The sequence below is a fragment of the Bacillus sp. CIS52 genome (genome assembly GCF_053545315.1).
This window is the reverse complement of sequence record NZ_JBIUFR010000001.1, coordinates 824,175-838,222: the sequence shown is the minus strand read 5'-3', so window position 1 is coordinate 838,222 and position 14,048 is coordinate 824,175. Positions and strand designations below refer to the sequence as shown.

Genomic DNA, 14,048 nt, shown 5'->3' with positions numbered 1-14,048 from the left:
GCCTCCTTCATCACATTCAGCAAGGAAAAAAGAGAAATAAAAAAAGTCTTCTTAAGAAGAAGACTTTGTAATCATTTGTCTCTCTTCTTATCTTCCAAGCTGTTTTTAGCTTGCTGGATTTAGCACCTTGGTCATGGTTTGGGTAAACCACTACACCGGTTGCTGAAGCGTCGTCGGGCCAGTCCCTCGGCTTCTCTTGATAAGAACGTTCATGTAATTGTCATGGGTTTCCAAAACTTAACTGTGAAAATCCCTTTCTCCAAATTTACCGAAAATAGAGACAATAATCAATAGGAATCACATAATTTATCTGAAATTAATAAATTGAACGTCAATCGGCAGGTCTGCTCCGCGGACGGCTGCAATAATCTGCTGCAGATCATCTTTATTTTTTCCGGTGACGCGCACTTGGTCGTCCTGAATCTGCGACTTAACCTTCAAGCCGGAGTTTTTAATCACCGCGTTGATTTTTTTTGCGTTGTCTTTATCAATGCCCTGTACAAGCTTCGCGCGCTGGCGCACCGTGCCTCCCGATGCATTTTCGATTTTGCCGTATTCAATGTTTTTCGTCGGCACATCCCGTTTAATCAGCTTGCCGCTCAGCACATCCTTGAGCTGATTCAATTTAAACTCATCATCAGAAATCAGAACGAGTTCTTCCTTTTCTAAAGTCACATCGCTTTTAGATCCTTTAAAGTCATAGCGCGTGCCGATTTCTTTCAGCGTCATCTGAATCGCATTCTGCACTTCAGGAAATTCAACTTTGGATACAATATCAAAAGAACTTTCTTTTGCCATGAGAAAACCTCCTATAACATTTCACTTATGTGTTGATTATAGTAGAATAAAGAGAAATGTCCAACAGCACAAAGCATGAATTTGTGCGAATTGGAAAAAATGAGAAAAACATCAGCCTCTGACGGGCGAAGCAGGAAGGACGATAACATGAAACCAGGGCAGCAGCTCACGCTTAGTATAGATCACCAGACCGATTTCGGTTATTTTTTAACGGACGGCGAGGATACGGTTCTTTTACATAACAGTGAAATCACGGAGGATATCGAAGACAGAGATGAAGTGGACGTATTTATTTACGTCGACCATCAGGAAAGACTCGCGGCGACAATGAAAAAGCCGCTCATCAGCTTTTATGATTACGGATGGGTGGAAGTGACGGACGCAGTGGAAGATATGGGCGTATTCGTCGACGTCGGTCTGTCGAAAGACGCGCTCGTCGCAACGGAGCATCTTCCTCCGTACAAATCCGTCTGGCCGCAAAAAGGCGACAGACTGTATTGCATGCTGAAGGTGACAAGCCGCGGACGCATGTTTGCCAAGCCGGCGCCTGAGGATATCATCAGTGAATTATTTACGGATGCAGAGGAAGACGTCATGAATAAAGACTTGACAGGCACGGTGTACAGACTGATCGCATCTGGCTCTTTTCTGATTACAGATGAAGGCATCCGCGCATTTATTCACCCTTCAGAAAGAAAGGAAGAGCCGAGACTCGGCAGCCGCGTGACAGGGCGTGTCATCGAGGTGAAGGAAGACGGCTCCGTCAACATGTCGCTGCTGCCGAGAAAGCAGGACGCGCTTTCGGTTGACGCAGAAGAGATTCTGACCTATCTGAGATCAAGAAACGGCGCAATGCCTTACGGAGACAAAAGCCATCCTGACGATATCCGCGAACGGTTTCATTTAAGCAAAGCCGCCTTTAAGCGGGCGCTCGGGCACCTGATGAAAAACGGCAAAGTGTATCAGGAAAACGGCTGGACATACGAAAAACAATAAATGTTCTGCAAAAACATCGGTGAACAAAAACCGATGTTTTTTATTTCCTCAAAACGCTATATCCTGTATTTATTTATCAGGTCCGCCGGTTTACTATGTAACTGGCGCACTTATGGCCGTACAGAAAAAACAGCCCTCTTTTTCCAAGGTAAGAGGGCTGTTTTGCATTTACAGATGGTCCGGTTTTTTTGAATTCTGTTTTTTTCCCGCCTGCCGGTTTTTTTCGGCAAGCCGGTTCTTTTTTTGATTTAAGGCGTTATTATCCAGCGGTTTTTTGTCATCATCTTTCATGCGGCAAAGCCTCCCTTCTTTACGATAGGATGCCCGCCGGCATTGGAAATTATGGCTTCAGGAAAAAAATCGCGAGCGTTCCCGGCCCGGAATGGGCGCCGATGGCGGAACCGATTGAATGAAGAATGATCTCTTTCGGACCGAACGCATCTTCAATCATCTCTTTCATGCGAAGCGCCGTCTCTTCATTGTCGGCATAGCTGATTCCGACCGTTTGATCCGGCCAATCGCCGCCTTCTTCCTTCATCATTTCTAAAATCCGTTTAAACAGTTTCTTCTGTCCGCGCAATTTTTCGAGCGGCACGAGTCTGCCGTCAGCCACATGCAGGATCGGTTTGATGTTCAAAAGCCCGCCGACAAAAGCGGACGTTTTTGAAATCCTGCCGCCCCGCGCGAGATAAGCGACATCATCGACCGTAAATATATGTTTCATCCGTGCGCAAAAGCTCTTTACAGACGTTTCGATTTCTTGTATTGTATTCCCGTTAACACAGAGTGTTTGCGCATGCATCACCGCGAGGCCGCATCCCAATGAAGCGCATTTGGAATCTACAATCCGTAAATCAAAATCGGGAAATTCCTCTTTGATTTCATTGGCGACCATCACGGCCGTCTGATAAGTGCCGGAAAGACCTGAAGAAAAGGCAATGTAAATCGCCGGCTCTCCCAGTTCCGCGTATTGTAAAAATACTTTTTTTATCGTATCCGGTGATGCCTGGGATGTTTTCGGGACTTTCCCATCCCGCATCGCTTGAAATATATGATCCGCCTGAATGGTGACCGCGTCCTCATATTCGTTTCCGTCGAGTGTTACGTGCAGCGGAATGAACCCGATCCGGTTTTCTTCAATGTAATATTTCGGCAGATCAGAGGCGCTGTCAGCAATAAGGTGAACTGTCATCATAATTCCCTTCTTTCCATTTGGTGAGAGTGATGCCAACTATATCATATAAATGTGGCAAAATAGTGTTCAAAACTTTGTTTTAAGGGAAAAGCTAATAATGAAAATGAGCGGAGGAGCAAGCCATGGTACTTGAACAAGTAAAAAAATTAGCAATCGTCGTCATCGGCGCGTTTCTATATGCGGCGGGGCTGAATTTATTTCTGATACCGGCGAATGTATATGCCAGCGGTTTTACCGGTGTCGCCCAGCTGCTGTCAAGCGTCGTTGATCAATACGCCCCTTTTTATATTTCGACAGGAGTTCTCATGTTCCTCTTAAACATTCCCATCGGTGTGTTAGGATGGCTGAAAGTCGGCAGATCATTCACCGTATACAGCATATTAAGTGTAGCGCTGACGTCCGTCTTTATGGGAATTCTCCCGGAAATGAGACTGTCGCACGATATTCTCCTGAATACCGTATTCGGAGGAGTCATCTCAGCCATCGGCATCGGTTTAACGCTGAAATTCGGCGCGTCTACAGGGGGTCTTGATATCGTGTCGATGGTGCTGGCCAAATGGAAGGATAAACCGGTCGGCACGTATTTCTTCATTTTGAACGGGATTATCATTTTGACGGCAGGATTATTGCAAGGATGGGAGAAAGCATTATATACCCTTGTCGCTCTTTATGTCACAACAAGGGTGATTGACGCCATTCATACCCGCCACATGAAACTGACCGCTATGATCGTTACGAAAAAAGCCGATGAAATCAAAGAAGCGATTTACGGAAAAATGGTCCGCGGCATTACGACGGTGCCGGCAAAAGGCGCTTACACAAACGAACAGAAAGAAATGATGATTATCGTCATCACGCGGTACGAATTGTATGATCTTGAGAAAATCGTGAAAGAGGTCGACCCGAAAGCCTTCACAAACATCGTGCAAACGACGGGGATCTTTGGTTTCTTCAGAAAAGACTGATAGGAGCGGATAGAATGAAGTGGCTGTTTGGCCTGTTATTACCGGTCATTTTACTGATCGGGTGCAGCAGTCAATCCGGGCAGAAGGAGCCCGCTGAGGAGGTATCCGGAGAGATGAATGAACAGCAAGCGGAATTAGCCGTAAATCCTGTGCAGACGGATCAGCAGATCGAATTTCAAATGTCTTTAAAAAACAAAAGCGAAAGTCCGATTGATTTCACATTCAGCTCAGGCCAGAAATTCGAATTGACCGTACATGATCAACAGAACAAAGAACTGTACCGCTATTCAAAAGACAGAATGTTTACCCAGGCGTTTCAGACCATGACTTTAATGCCGAATGAAACGTATGACTTTTCAGATGTGTGGAAAAACGCGTCCGGACCGGGGACATACACGGTCACCGTGACGTTTTTAGGAAAGTCCGATCAGATCGGAAAAAGACTGAAAACGGTAAAAACATTTGAAGTAAAATAAAAAAGCGGCGCCCTCGTCCAGACGGGGCGCCTTTTTTTATTGCAATTTCTCCAGCTGATCCTGAAATTGGTGCAGCTGCTGACGTTCTGCATCCGTCGAATTGGCGTACGCGGAAGACACGGCATTTTTGGCGCGTGAGACAGCTTTTTCCCGGTCGCCGTCCTCGAAACCATTAGCAATCATGACAGCCTGCTGGACAAATGACTTGGCTTGAGAGAACAGTTCGTTTCTCATTAAAAGTCAACCTGTCTTTCGGCTGCGTCTTTTGCTGCATCATGCTGTGCTTCCTCTAATGTAGACCGATATGGAAATCTTGCGTCATGAAGACTGACAGAGTCCTTGCCTTGCTGAATAAACCGTTTTGATTTGTTTCGTTTACCCATTGCAATGTCCCCCTTCCATATTTAGACGAGATGAGTCGTCTGTTTTAGTATGGGCGGAAGGCTTCGGGTTATGAGCGGGAAAATCTCATAGGGAGAAATAGGATTTTAAAAACCCGGCGATTCCGTCCGCTTCATTTGAACCCGTGACGCGGTCAGCAGCCTGTTTGACTTCATCCGTGCCGTTTCCCATCGCGACGCCGCACCCGGCGAACCGGAGCATTTCAAGATCGTTGTCTTCGTCGCCGAACGCGATGATCCGTTCTCTCGGCACTTGGTAATAGTCGCTGATTTTCTTCAATCCGACTGCTTTATTCATCCCGTGTTTAATAATTTCAATCACATGCCACGGAGCTGCCCATCTTCTGTGGTCAATGACCTCGGCGTGCACATCGGATAAATGCGCGCGTATGTCCGCCACGTCCTCTTCCTTCGCGTGAATCAATACGGACGTCACATCCTCTTTGACCGTTTCACGCAGATCACCGAACGTGACATTCGCCGTATTCATATGAAACGCCTCGATTAGATGCTCATCATGATAATGAAAATACACATCATCAATGACCTCAGCGAGCACATTATGTATTTGATAGGTCTCTGTAAGTTCGGCAAGCTGTCTGACCACATCGACAGATAAAGACGTATGGTAGCGTCCCCATGACTCGTCTTTCGGATGGTGGACAAACGCCCCGTTAAAATTGACAATCGGTGTTGTCAGCCCAAGCTCGTCATAATACATCGAACTGGAACGGAAAGGGCGGCCGGTTGAGATGCAGACATGATGGCCCGCTTCTTTCAGCGTCTGAATCGTCCGTGCCGTTCCAGGGGAAATGGTTTTATCATCTTTTAATAATGTTCCATCCAGATCTAAGGCGATGAGAGAAGGTTTTGTCTCCATAAATAACTCCTTTTGTCATATGATTTGCTGTTTTTATCTTATGTACAGTGTAGCTTTTTACCATCTTTATTGTCTACATGTTACACTTATGATTATGGTTATCCTAAGGAGGGAGTCAACGTGATTCTTATTGATCATCAAACCGTATCAGGCATTCCGTTTTTACATATTGTAAAAGAAGAAAATCGGGACCGTCCCGCTCCCCTTGTTTTCTTTATTCACGGTTTTACAAGCGCGAAGGAACATAATCTTCATTTCGCTTACCTGCTTGCTGAAAAGGGCTTCAGAGCCGTGCTGCCGGAAGCTCTTTACCACGGTGAACGCGCTGAACAGCTGTCAGCGGAAGAGCTCGCTGTCCATTTTTGGGACATTGTATTAAATGAAATCGAGGAGCTTGACGTGCTGAAAAAGGATTTTGAAACGCGCGGTCTGATTGAAGACGGGCGGATCGGTCTTGCGGGCACGTCAATGGGCGGGATAACGACATTCGGCGCGATGGCTGCGTATGATTGGGTCAAAGCCGGGGTCAGTCTGATGGGAAGCCCGAACTACACGGCATTTTTTCAGCAGCAGATTGACCACATTCAAAAGCAGAATATCGACATTGACGTCACAAAAGAACAGGTCGATGAACTGTTTGCGCGGCTCAAACAGTTCGATCTCAGTCTGGAACCGGAAAAACTCCGCAGCCGCCCGCTGCTGTTCTGGCACGGCGTTCAAGACAAAGTCGTTCCGTATGCACCGACCCGAGGCTTTTATGAGTCGATTAAACCGCATTACAGCAGCCGGCCGGAGCATCTTCAGTTTCTGAAAGACGAACGGGCTGATCATAAAGTCCCGAGATACGCTGTTTTAGAAACAGTCGCCTGGTTCGATAAGCATTTATAAAGCACAAAGGTGTTAACAAAAGCCGTTTTTACGTTATACTGAGGAAAAAGGAGTGATGGAACGTGGAAGAAGCATTAAAAGAAAACATCATGGGCGCCTTGGAGCAGGTCGTTGACCCTGAGCTAGGCGTCGATATCGTCAACCTCGGCCTCGTATACGACGTCGATATGGATGACGACGGCCTGACACACGTTACAATGACACTGACATCAATGGGGTGCCCGCTCGCTCCGATCATCGTCGACGAGGTGAAAAAAGCGCTCGCCGACATTCCGGATGTAAAAGAGACGGAGGTCCACATCGTCTGGAATCCGCCGTGGACAAGAGACAAAATGTCACGCTACGCAAAAATCGCATTAGGGATTCAGTAATAAGAAAATGCACCTCGGATTTTAGGTACATCCTAAAGTTTGGAGGTGCTTTTCTTTTGTCTGCATTTACAAGTAAAAAACCTTTATATATAAAACGTCATATGGGGTTTATCTTTTTTGTAATAAGACAGTCTGTCTTGGAGTGTGCCTGTATGGAATTCAAATTTATGTCCATCGGGATCAGTAAAATAAATTGATTTTTGATCCTGCTGATCTCTGGGCCGTCCGTTTAATATATTTACATTTAGATTTTCTAACCTTTGATGTATTGCATCAAAATCGCTTGGATCAATTGAAAAAGCCGTATGTGTGTAGGATTTATGTATTTCATTTCTTGGAATATCTGCCTCTAAGTTCAGCGCAAGCCAAAGCCCATTCAGATCAAAATATGCTGTTTTTTGCCCTTTAACCAGGAGCTGTGCATGAAATACTTTTTCATAAAATTCTATGGATTTTTCCAAATTTGAAACAGAAAAAAGAAGATGATTGATTCCTTTTATGTTCACGTTCCCACCTCATTTAACATGTTTATTATATATAAAGAGTATATACCAACTAAAAAAATTTTCGGCGGTCGCTGCAGGCCGGCGTGCGGAAAAAAGGGCAAATCACTAAAAAACTCCGAGTGTCCGGCATTCGGGGTTTTTTTCGGTATCGGGATAAAAAGGAAAAAAGAGGGCGGAAGTCGTGATATAATAGACCGGCTGCACGCGAGGGAGGAACATATGAAGAAAAAAATACTTCTCATTATCCTTAGCATCCTAGTTTATACGGTGCTGTTCGCTGTTTCTGTCTTCCACAAAGAGCGGCATCAGCAGGCGGAAACAATGACGGATGTCAGCCGTCTCATGCCGGTGAAAATTAAGCAGACGGTCAAAGGAAAAGAGAAAGAAACATTGGTCGAAACGATTAAGGAAGCAAAGAGAAAGCATCTGAAGATTTCGATCGCAGGCGCCCAGCACTCAATGGGCGGCCAGACGTATTATGAAGACGGTATCGTTCTCGACATGACGGGGTACAACAAAATACTCGGTCTCGACCGAAAGAAAAAAATCATCAGAGTGCAGGCGGGGGCGACGTGGAATGATATTCAGCGGTATGTCAATCCGTACGGGCTCGCGGTAAAGGTCATGCAGTCGCAAAACATCTTTACGATCGGCGGCTCACTGAGCGCCAACGCTCACGGCCGGGATATCCGGTACGGTTCGCTGATTGATACGGTTAAATCGTTTCATCTTTTAAAGGCGGACGGCAAAATCGTTACGGTCACCCCGAAAGATGACCTGTTTTCAGCCGTCATCGGCGGGTACGGCCTGTTCGGTGTGATTCTTGACGCAGATATTGAGCTGACAGATGATGAGCTATACGAAATGAAAACGAAACGCATGAACGCTGATACATACAGTCAATATTTTACCCGGCATGTACAGCACAATCCTGCCGTGCGCATGCATCTTGCGCGGATCGCAACAGGGGATAAAGGCTTTTTGCACGATATGTATGTGACTGATTACACGCTCTCAGACAATCAGACTGAATTAAAGCAGCACAATGACCTGAAAGAAGATGAGCATCCGGGGCTGACAAAATTCGCGCTCGGCCTCTCACGCCGGTATGACTGGGGAAGAAATTGGCTCTGGTCGGCCCAGCAGTCTTATTTTCTCAGCCAAAACGGCGTGAAAATCTCCAGAAATAATGTCATGAGGTCAGAATCGAAATTTTTGGAATATGAAAACACGGACAACACCGACGTGCTTCAGGAATACTTCGTGCCCGTCGGCGAATTTGCGCCGTACATTCATGATTTGCACACGGCGCTGTCACACGAAGATCTCAATCTCGTAAATATTACGATCCGCTACGTGCAAAAAAATGAAAAAGCCGACCTGTCATATGCAAAGGATGATATGTTTTCGCTCGTTCTATTAATCAATGAAGGGTTTTCAAAAGACAGCCAGGCGAGTGCGGCGCGGATCGTCAGAAAAATGACGGACACGGCATTGCGCCACGGCGGCAGCTATTATCTGCCGTATATGCTGTACCAAACGAAAGAGCAGATGCGCGAGGCGTATCCGAAGACCGACATGTTCTTTCAGAAAAAGCGCAAGTATGATCCGGATGACTTATTTATGAATTATTTTTATCAGAGGTACAAATCATGAAACACAATCATTTAAAATGGCTGATCCTGTCTCAGAGCAGTGTCTTTTTTGCCGGCAGCCTGATCTTTCCTTTTTATATTTTATTTATTAAAAACATCGGTTCCAGCTACACGCAATTCGGTCTCTCATACGGCTTGTTCGGCCTGAGCGGCGCTTTGATCCATCCGCTGCTCGGCCGGCTGTCGGCAAGACTTGATCCCCGCTGGTTCCTTATGGCAAATTCGTGGGGCATGGCAGTGCTTCTCCTGACGCTCCCGCACATCACCGACGTGCACCAAGTTTATGTTGTGCAGGTGCTTTTGGGCCTGTTCGGCGCCATGCAAAAACACGGCGAAAAAATAGTGATCGCCGATTACACCGACGGCGGGGAGCGGGGGAAAAAAGTCGGCAGCTACCATTTTTGGACGGCCGTATTTTCTGCTGCCGCCATCATTCTGGGCGGCTTTCTCGCTGACTTCTTTACGGTTCACATTATTTTTTACGCAAGCTCTGTGCTGTTTTTTATAAGCGGTTTTATGATGCTGAAGAAAACAGGCTGATTGAATCAGCCTGTTTTTTTGTCGGCAAAAACAGATGGAAAATGAATAAAAAATATTAAATATACAATTGAATTAATTTTTATTCATGTTATAATGTTAAATAATTTCACAAAAACCAAGAAGGTGAACCCGTTGAAAATTGGTATTATAGGCGCAACTGGCTATGGAGGCGCCGAACTTGTCAGGATTCTTAACCATCACCCTTATACAGATAATTGTATATTATATTCATCGAGCGATGAAGGAAAGGCATATGATGCTTCATATCCGCATTTGAGAAATATAGCGCCGCAATCACTTCAGCCGCTTCATATAGAAACGATTCGCAACGAAATTGATGTGATGTTCATAGCCGCGCCGCCCGGCGTTTCCGGGGAGTGGTCGCCGAAGCTGGCGGAGGCAGGCATTCCGGTCATTGATCTTTCCGGCGATCTGCGGATTCAAAACCCGGCCGTGTATGAAAAGTGGTATAAGCGGCAGGCCGCTCCGGAAGAAACGATTCAAAACGCGGTTTACGGTTTAGCCGAACTGCAAAAAGAAGAAATTCAGAATGCAAAGCTGATTGCCAATCCGGGGTGTTTTCCGACGGCTGTGCTTCTCGGGCTCGCTCCGCTGGCGAAAAATAAGCTTTTACAAGATTCATTTCTGATTGTTGATGCGAAGACAGGCGTATCCGGCGCCGGCCGAAAAGCTTCCATGGGCACTCATTATTCTGAGCTGAATGATAATTTCAAAATTTATAAGGTTAATGAGCATCAGCACACTCCGGAAATTGAACAGCAATTGGCGGCATGGCAGCCCGGCACAGGTCCGATCACGTTTTCCGCTCATTTGGCGCCGATGACAAGGGGCATTATGGCGACGATGTATACCGACGCCCCTCCGGGAATGTCTTCTGCACAATTAAGAGAGTTTTATTCCGAATTTTACAAAGATTCATATTTTGTCAGAATCAGGCCGGAAGGTGAATTCCCGGCGACGAAAGAAGTGTACGGCAGCAACTTTTGTGACATCAGCGCCACTGTAGATGAACGAACAAACCGCGTGACCATCGTTTCTGTCATAGATAATCTGATGAAAGGCGCCGCCGGGCAGGCGGTTCAAAATTTAAATATCATGAATGGCTGGCAGGAAGAAACGGGACTTATGATGACGCCAGTCTATCCATAGAACGAAAGAGGGATTCAAAAATATGATTCAGCTGAGTGAGAAAATCACGAAAATCAAAGGCGGCGTATCTTCGCCGAAAGGGTTTGAGGCAAAGGGCGTCCACTGCGGGCTGCGCTATTCAAAAAAAGATCTCGGGGCGATTATCAGCGAGACGCCTGCAGTCAGTGCAGCGGTATATACGCAGAGCCATTTTCAGGCAGCACCCTTGAAAGTGACGCAAGAGAGCTTGAAAAAAGAGGCCGTGCTTCAGGCTGTTATTGTCAACAGCGCGATTGCCAACGCCTGTACGGGAGACCAAGGTTTAAAGGATGCTTATGAAATGCGGGACGGCTTCGCAAGCCAGCTCGGGATTGAGCCGGAGCTTGTTGCGGTTTCATCAACCGGGGTGATCGGCGAGCTGTTAGACATGGAAAAAATCCAGGCGGGCATTGAGCAGCTCGGTCAAGCGCCTGCAGTGTCCGGAGCTTTTGAAGAAGCCATTTTGACGACGGATACAGTGACGAAACAGACGTGTTATGAACTGGTGATCGGCGGAGACATCATCACGATCGGCGGAGCGGCGAAAGGCTCCGGCATGATCCACCCCAACATGGCGACAATGCTCGGCTTTGTCACAACGGATGCAGCCGTGGAAGAACAGGCGCTTAAAAACGCGCTCAGAGAGATCACGGATGTTTCATTTAACCAAATCACCGTTGACGGAGAAACATCGACGAATGACATGGTGCTCGTGATGGCGAATGGCTGCGCCGGGAATGATTGTCTGACGGAGCAGCATTCCGACTGGCCGGCTTTTAAAAAAGGGCTGAAGCTTGTATGCGAAGACCTTGCCAAAGATATTGCCAGAGACGGTGAAGGAGCGACGAAATTAATTGAAGCCAAAGTCGAAGGCGCGAAAAATAATCTTGAAGCGAATATCATCGCCAAAAAAATCGTCGGTTCAAGCCTTGTGAAAACCGCCGTTTACGGCACTGATGCCAACTGGGGGCGCATCGTCGGCGCAATCGGTCACAGTGCGGCAAGCGTAACGGCCGAACAAGTGGAAGTTTTCCTCGGCGGTCAGTGTCTGTTTAAACACAACGAACCTCAGCCGTTTTCAGAGACTGACGCCAAGGAGTACTTATCAGGTGATGAAATTACGATCGCAGTCCGCCTGCAAGAAGGCGCCGGCAGCGGCCGGGCATGGGGCTGTGACTTAACCTATGACTATATCAAAATCAATGCGAGCTATCGCACATAACAAAGGGGAGCGGCATGAAGAAAACCATTGTTTTTAAGTGCGGCGGCAGCGTGATCCGCGAGTTATCCGCCGCTTTTTTTCAAAATGTAAAAGAGCTTATGCAATCGGGCTGGAACATTGCCGTCGTGCATGGCGGCGGTCCGGAAATTTCACAAATGCTGAAAACATTGCAAATTGAAACGGAATTTGTCGATGGGCAGCGGAAAACGACCAAACCGGTGCTGGAAACAGCCGAAATGGTCTTGTCTGGAACGGTCAATAAATTTTTCGTAACCGAACTCGCGAAAAACGGGCTGAAAGCTGCGGGAATCTCAGGAAAGGACGGCGGTCTCCTTCAAGCATCCTATCTTGATCAAGACAAATACGGAGAAGTCGGTGAAATCCAAAAAACCGATCCGTCCATTATTCAAGCACTAATGAAAGAAGGCATCATTCCCGTTATCGCTCCGCTTTCCATGACAAGTGGTTTCGAAACGCTGAACGTCAATGCAGACGCAGCAGCTTCGGCCGTCGCTTCAGCCTTACAAGCCGATAAACTTTTATTTGTCACGGATGTCGAAGGAATTATGGATGGAGAGAACCGGTTGGATACTTTGACGCCGCGGGAGATTCAGACTCTCATCGATGGCGGCGTCATTTCGGGAGGGATGATTCCGAAGGTGAAGTCGGCATTATCGGCACTGAGTGAAGATGTCGCGGAAGTCATGATCGTAAACGGAAAAGGAGCTTTTTTCACCGATCAAGCCTTCCAAGGAACAAAAATCGTCAAGGAAAAGGAGAGCGTGTCATGAGCAGCTTATTTCAAACCTACAGCCGCTGGCCTATTGATATCAAAAAAGCGAAAGGGACAATCGCAGAGGATGTAAACGGAAAAACGTATCTGGATTTTATTCAGGGCATCGCCGTTTCCAATCTCGGCCATTGTCATGATGCAGTGACAGAAGCGGTCAAAGAACAGCTTGACAGCGTATGGCACGTTTCCAATCTGTTTGAAAATGACCTTCAGGAAAAAGCCGCGGCAAAGCTTGCCGAACATAGCGCGGGGGACCTTGTTTTTTTCTGCAACAGCGGGGCTGAAGCGAATGAAGGCGCCATTAAGCTTGCCCGTAAAGCAACGGGAAAAACAAAAATCGTGACATTCCGGCAATCCTTTCACGGACGGACATATGCGGGAATGGCCGCCACCGGACAAGACAAAATCAAAGCCGGTTTCGGACCGATGCTCCAAGGATTTCACTATCTTCCGTTTAATGATCCGTCAGCATTCAGCACGCTTTCAAAAGAGGATGATATCGCCGCCGTCATGCTTGAGACGGTGCAGGGAGAAGGGGGAGTCCATCCCGCCGACCCGGAATTCATCGCAGCCTTACAGACGTTTTGCAAAGACAGACAGGCGCTGGTTATCATAGATGAGATTCAAACCGGAATCGGCCGGACGGGGAAAGCATTCGGCTATGAGCATTTCGGCATCTCTCCGGACATCATCACCGTTGCGAAAGGCCTTGGAAACGGTTTTCCCGTCGGAGCCGTTATCGGCAAAAAGAAGCTTGGCGAAGCCTTCACGCCGGGTACGCATGGTACGACTTTCGGCGGCAATAAGCTTGCCATGGCAGCTGTGAATGCAACCTTGGACATTGTGTTTCAGCCGGACTTTCTCAAGGCTGCGGCCGGCAAAGGCTCTTTTTTAAAAGACCGGCTGAAAAGTGAGCTGACAGGGCCTTTTGTAAAAGATATCCGCGGAAAAGGGCTATTAATCGGCATTGAATGCGCAGGTTCCGTTTCCAGCATTATCGGAGACCTGCAGGAACGCGGACTTCTCGTGCTTCCGGCCGGACCGAATGTCATCAGGCTGCTCCCTCCGCTTACGGTTTCTGAAGAGGAAATGCTCTCGGCCGTCAGTATGCTGAAAGCAGCGATAGAAGCGCATACCGCAGTGAAACGATAATTTTTTTCGCTATAAGAGTATA

The 14,048-nt window shown here is 47.1% G+C and carries 18 protein-coding genes and 1 riboswitch; of the genes, 11 read left to right on the top strand and 7 right to left on the bottom strand.

Annotated elements, in window-relative coordinates; translation table 11 throughout:
• Positions 1–84: 84 nt before the first annotated feature.
• A riboswitch (SAM riboswitch) is annotated at positions 85–206 on the bottom strand.
• Between the two features lie 100 nt (positions 207–306).
• Positions 307–798: a YajQ family cyclic di-GMP-binding protein gene (locus ACH32G_RS03795; RefSeq protein WP_012117263.1), complete on the bottom strand. Its 492-nt coding sequence runs from the start codon at positions 796–798 to the stop codon at positions 307–309.
• A gap of 99 nt (positions 799–897) precedes the next feature.
• Here ACH32G_RS03795 and ACH32G_RS03790 point away from each other — a divergent pair, with 99 nt between their 5' ends.
• On the top strand, positions 898–1,794 hold the full coding sequence (locus ACH32G_RS03790; protein WP_201025258.1) for a CvfB family protein: 897 nt from the start codon (positions 898–900) through the stop codon (positions 1,792–1,794).
• Positions 1,795–1,962: 168 nt separating this feature from the next.
• Here the strand turns inward: ACH32G_RS03790 and ACH32G_RS03785 are convergent, their stop codons facing one another.
• Both ACH32G_RS03785 and ACH32G_RS03780 read right to left on the bottom strand, forming a co-directional pair.
• A complete protein-coding gene (locus tag ACH32G_RS03785; RefSeq protein ID WP_414831457.1) occupies positions 1,963–2,085 on the bottom strand; it encodes a DUF3941 domain-containing protein in 123 nt (40 codons plus the stop codon).
• 49 nt (positions 2,086–2,134) lie between these two features.
• Positions 2,135–2,986 (bottom strand): DegV family protein, encoded by an 852-nt coding sequence (locus ACH32G_RS03780; RefSeq protein ID WP_448814007.1) that lies wholly within the window; start codon positions 2,984–2,986, stop codon positions 2,135–2,137.
• Positions 2,987–3,111: 125 nt separating this feature from the next.
• On the opposite strand from ACH32G_RS03780, the gene ACH32G_RS03775 reads away from it, so the two are divergent.
• A complete protein-coding gene (locus ACH32G_RS03775) occupies positions 3,112–3,954 on the top strand; it encodes a YitT family protein (RefSeq protein ID WP_003155101.1) in 843 nt (280 codons plus the stop codon).
• A 14-nt stretch (positions 3,955–3,968) separates the two neighbouring features.
• Positions 3,969–4,430, top strand: coding sequence for a BsuPI-related putative proteinase inhibitor (locus ACH32G_RS03770; RefSeq protein WP_016938266.1), 462 nt, complete (start codon positions 3,969–3,971; stop codon positions 4,428–4,430).
• Between the two features lie 36 nt (positions 4,431–4,466).
• Here ACH32G_RS03770 and ACH32G_RS03765 read toward each other — a convergent pair whose 3' ends face one another.
• The 3 genes from ACH32G_RS03765 to ACH32G_RS03755 all read right to left on the bottom strand — a co-directional run bounded on the left by ACH32G_RS03765 (position 4,467) and on the right by ACH32G_RS03755 (position 5,711).
• Positions 4,467–4,664: a DUF3813 domain-containing protein gene (locus tag ACH32G_RS03765; RefSeq protein WP_013351795.1), complete on the bottom strand. Its 198-nt coding sequence runs from the start codon at positions 4,662–4,664 to the stop codon at positions 4,467–4,469.
• Positions 4,664–4,813 (bottom strand): hypothetical protein, encoded by a 150-nt coding sequence (locus ACH32G_RS03760; protein WP_016938265.1) that lies wholly within the window; start codon positions 4,811–4,813, stop codon positions 4,664–4,666. Before ACH32G_RS03760 ends, ACH32G_RS03765 begins: the two co-directional genes overlap by 1 nt.
• Before the next feature lie 85 nt (positions 4,814–4,898).
• Complete coding sequence (locus ACH32G_RS03755; protein ID WP_448814006.1) at positions 4,899–5,711, bottom strand: Cof-type HAD-IIB family hydrolase; 813 nt, start codon at positions 5,709–5,711, stop codon at positions 4,899–4,901.
• 120 nt (positions 5,712–5,831) lie between these two features.
• Here ACH32G_RS03755 and ACH32G_RS03750 point away from each other — a divergent pair, with 120 nt between their 5' ends.
• Both ACH32G_RS03750 and ACH32G_RS03745 read left to right on the top strand, forming a co-directional pair.
• Entirely contained in the window at positions 5,832–6,599 is a 768-nt protein-coding gene (locus ACH32G_RS03750; RefSeq protein ID WP_448814005.1) for a prolyl oligopeptidase family serine peptidase, read from the top strand.
• A gap of 62 nt (positions 6,600–6,661) precedes the next feature.
• Positions 6,662–6,970 carry a metal-sulfur cluster assembly factor gene (locus ACH32G_RS03745; protein ID WP_003155088.1) on the top strand — a complete coding sequence of 103 codons (309 nt, stop codon included), beginning with the start codon at positions 6,662–6,664 and terminating at the stop codon, positions 6,968–6,970.
• 83 nt (positions 6,971–7,053) lie between these two features.
• Here the strand turns inward: ACH32G_RS03745 and fosM are convergent, their stop codons facing one another.
• Positions 7,054–7,476, bottom strand: coding sequence for a FosM family fosfomycin resistance protein (gene fosM / locus ACH32G_RS03740; protein ID WP_016938262.1), 423 nt, complete (start codon positions 7,474–7,476; stop codon positions 7,054–7,056).
• Positions 7,477–7,695: 219 nt separating this feature from the next.
• Between fosM and ACH32G_RS03735 the strand changes: the two genes are divergently transcribed.
• The 6 genes from ACH32G_RS03735 (at position 7,696) to ACH32G_RS03710 (ending at position 14,026) form a co-directional block, all read left to right on the top strand.
• On the top strand, positions 7,696–9,132 hold the full coding sequence (locus tag ACH32G_RS03735; protein WP_448814004.1) for an FAD-binding protein: 1,437 nt from the start codon (positions 7,696–7,698) through the stop codon (positions 9,130–9,132).
• Entirely contained in the window at positions 9,129–9,671 is a 543-nt protein-coding gene (locus ACH32G_RS03730) for an MFS transporter (RefSeq protein WP_448814003.1), read from the top strand. The genes ACH32G_RS03735 and ACH32G_RS03730 overlap by 4 nt, the downstream gene beginning before the upstream one ends.
• Positions 9,672–9,803: 132 nt before the next feature.
• The gene (argC, locus tag ACH32G_RS03725; RefSeq protein WP_448814002.1) at positions 9,804–10,841 is read left to right on the top strand and encodes an N-acetyl-gamma-glutamyl-phosphate reductase; all 1,038 of its coding nucleotides are present in this window, start codon (positions 9,804–9,806) and stop codon (positions 10,839–10,841) included.
• Positions 10,842–10,863: 22 nt separating this feature from the next.
• Positions 10,864–12,081: a bifunctional ornithine acetyltransferase/N-acetylglutamate synthase gene (gene argJ / locus ACH32G_RS03720; RefSeq protein WP_016938258.1), complete on the top strand. Its 1,218-nt coding sequence runs from the start codon at positions 10,864–10,866 to the stop codon at positions 12,079–12,081.
• Positions 12,082–12,095: 14 nt separating this feature from the next.
• Positions 12,096–12,872 (top strand): acetylglutamate kinase, encoded by a 777-nt coding sequence (gene argB / locus ACH32G_RS03715; protein ID WP_099745134.1) that lies wholly within the window; start codon positions 12,096–12,098, stop codon positions 12,870–12,872.
• On the top strand, positions 12,869–14,026 hold the full coding sequence (locus ACH32G_RS03710; protein ID WP_448814001.1) for an acetylornithine transaminase: 1,158 nt from the start codon (positions 12,869–12,871) through the stop codon (positions 14,024–14,026). Before argB ends, ACH32G_RS03710 begins: the two co-directional genes overlap by 4 nt.
• Positions 14,027–14,048 lie beyond the last annotated feature (22 nt).

Excerpts from the sequence above, each read along its gene's own strand:
- ACH32G_RS03795 (WP_012117263.1), bottom strand. The coding sequence starts at position 798 with ATGGCAAAAGAAAGTTCTTTTGATATTGTATCCAAAGTTGAATTTCCT.
- ACH32G_RS03790 (WP_201025258.1), top strand. The coding sequence starts at position 898 with ATGAGAAAAACATCAGCCTCTGACGGGCGAAGCAGGAAGGACGATAAC.
- ACH32G_RS03785 (WP_414831457.1), bottom strand. The coding sequence starts at position 2,085 with ATGAAAGATGATGACAAAAAACCGCTGGATAATAACGCCTTAAATCAA.
- ACH32G_RS03780 (WP_448814007.1), bottom strand. The coding sequence starts at position 2,986 with ATGACAGTTCACCTTATTGCTGACAGCGCCTCTGATCTGCCGAAATAT.
- ACH32G_RS03775 (WP_003155101.1), top strand. The coding sequence starts at position 3,112 with ATGGTACTTGAACAAGTAAAAAAATTAGCAATCGTCGTCATCGGCGCG.
- ACH32G_RS03770 (WP_016938266.1), top strand. The coding sequence starts at position 3,969 with ATGAAGTGGCTGTTTGGCCTGTTATTACCGGTCATTTTACTGATCGGG.
- ACH32G_RS03765 (WP_013351795.1), bottom strand. The coding sequence starts at position 4,664 with ATGAGAAACGAACTGTTCTCTCAAGCCAAGTCATTTGTCCAGCAGGCT.
- ACH32G_RS03760 (WP_016938265.1), bottom strand. The coding sequence starts at position 4,813 with ATGGGTAAACGAAACAAATCAAAACGGTTTATTCAGCAAGGCAAGGAC.
- ACH32G_RS03755 (WP_448814006.1), bottom strand. The coding sequence starts at position 5,711 with ATGGAGACAAAACCTTCTCTCATCGCCTTAGATCTGGATGGAACATTA.
- ACH32G_RS03735 (WP_448814004.1), top strand. The coding sequence starts at position 7,696 with ATGAAGAAAAAAATACTTCTCATTATCCTTAGCATCCTAGTTTATACG.
- ACH32G_RS03730 (WP_448814003.1), top strand. The coding sequence starts at position 9,129 with ATGAAACACAATCATTTAAAATGGCTGATCCTGTCTCAGAGCAGTGTC.
- argJ (WP_016938258.1), top strand. The coding sequence starts at position 10,864 with ATGATTCAGCTGAGTGAGAAAATCACGAAAATCAAAGGCGGCGTATCT.
- argB (WP_099745134.1), top strand. The coding sequence starts at position 12,096 with ATGAAGAAAACCATTGTTTTTAAGTGCGGCGGCAGCGTGATCCGCGAG.
- ACH32G_RS03710 (WP_448814001.1), top strand. The coding sequence starts at position 12,869 with ATGAGCAGCTTATTTCAAACCTACAGCCGCTGGCCTATTGATATCAAA.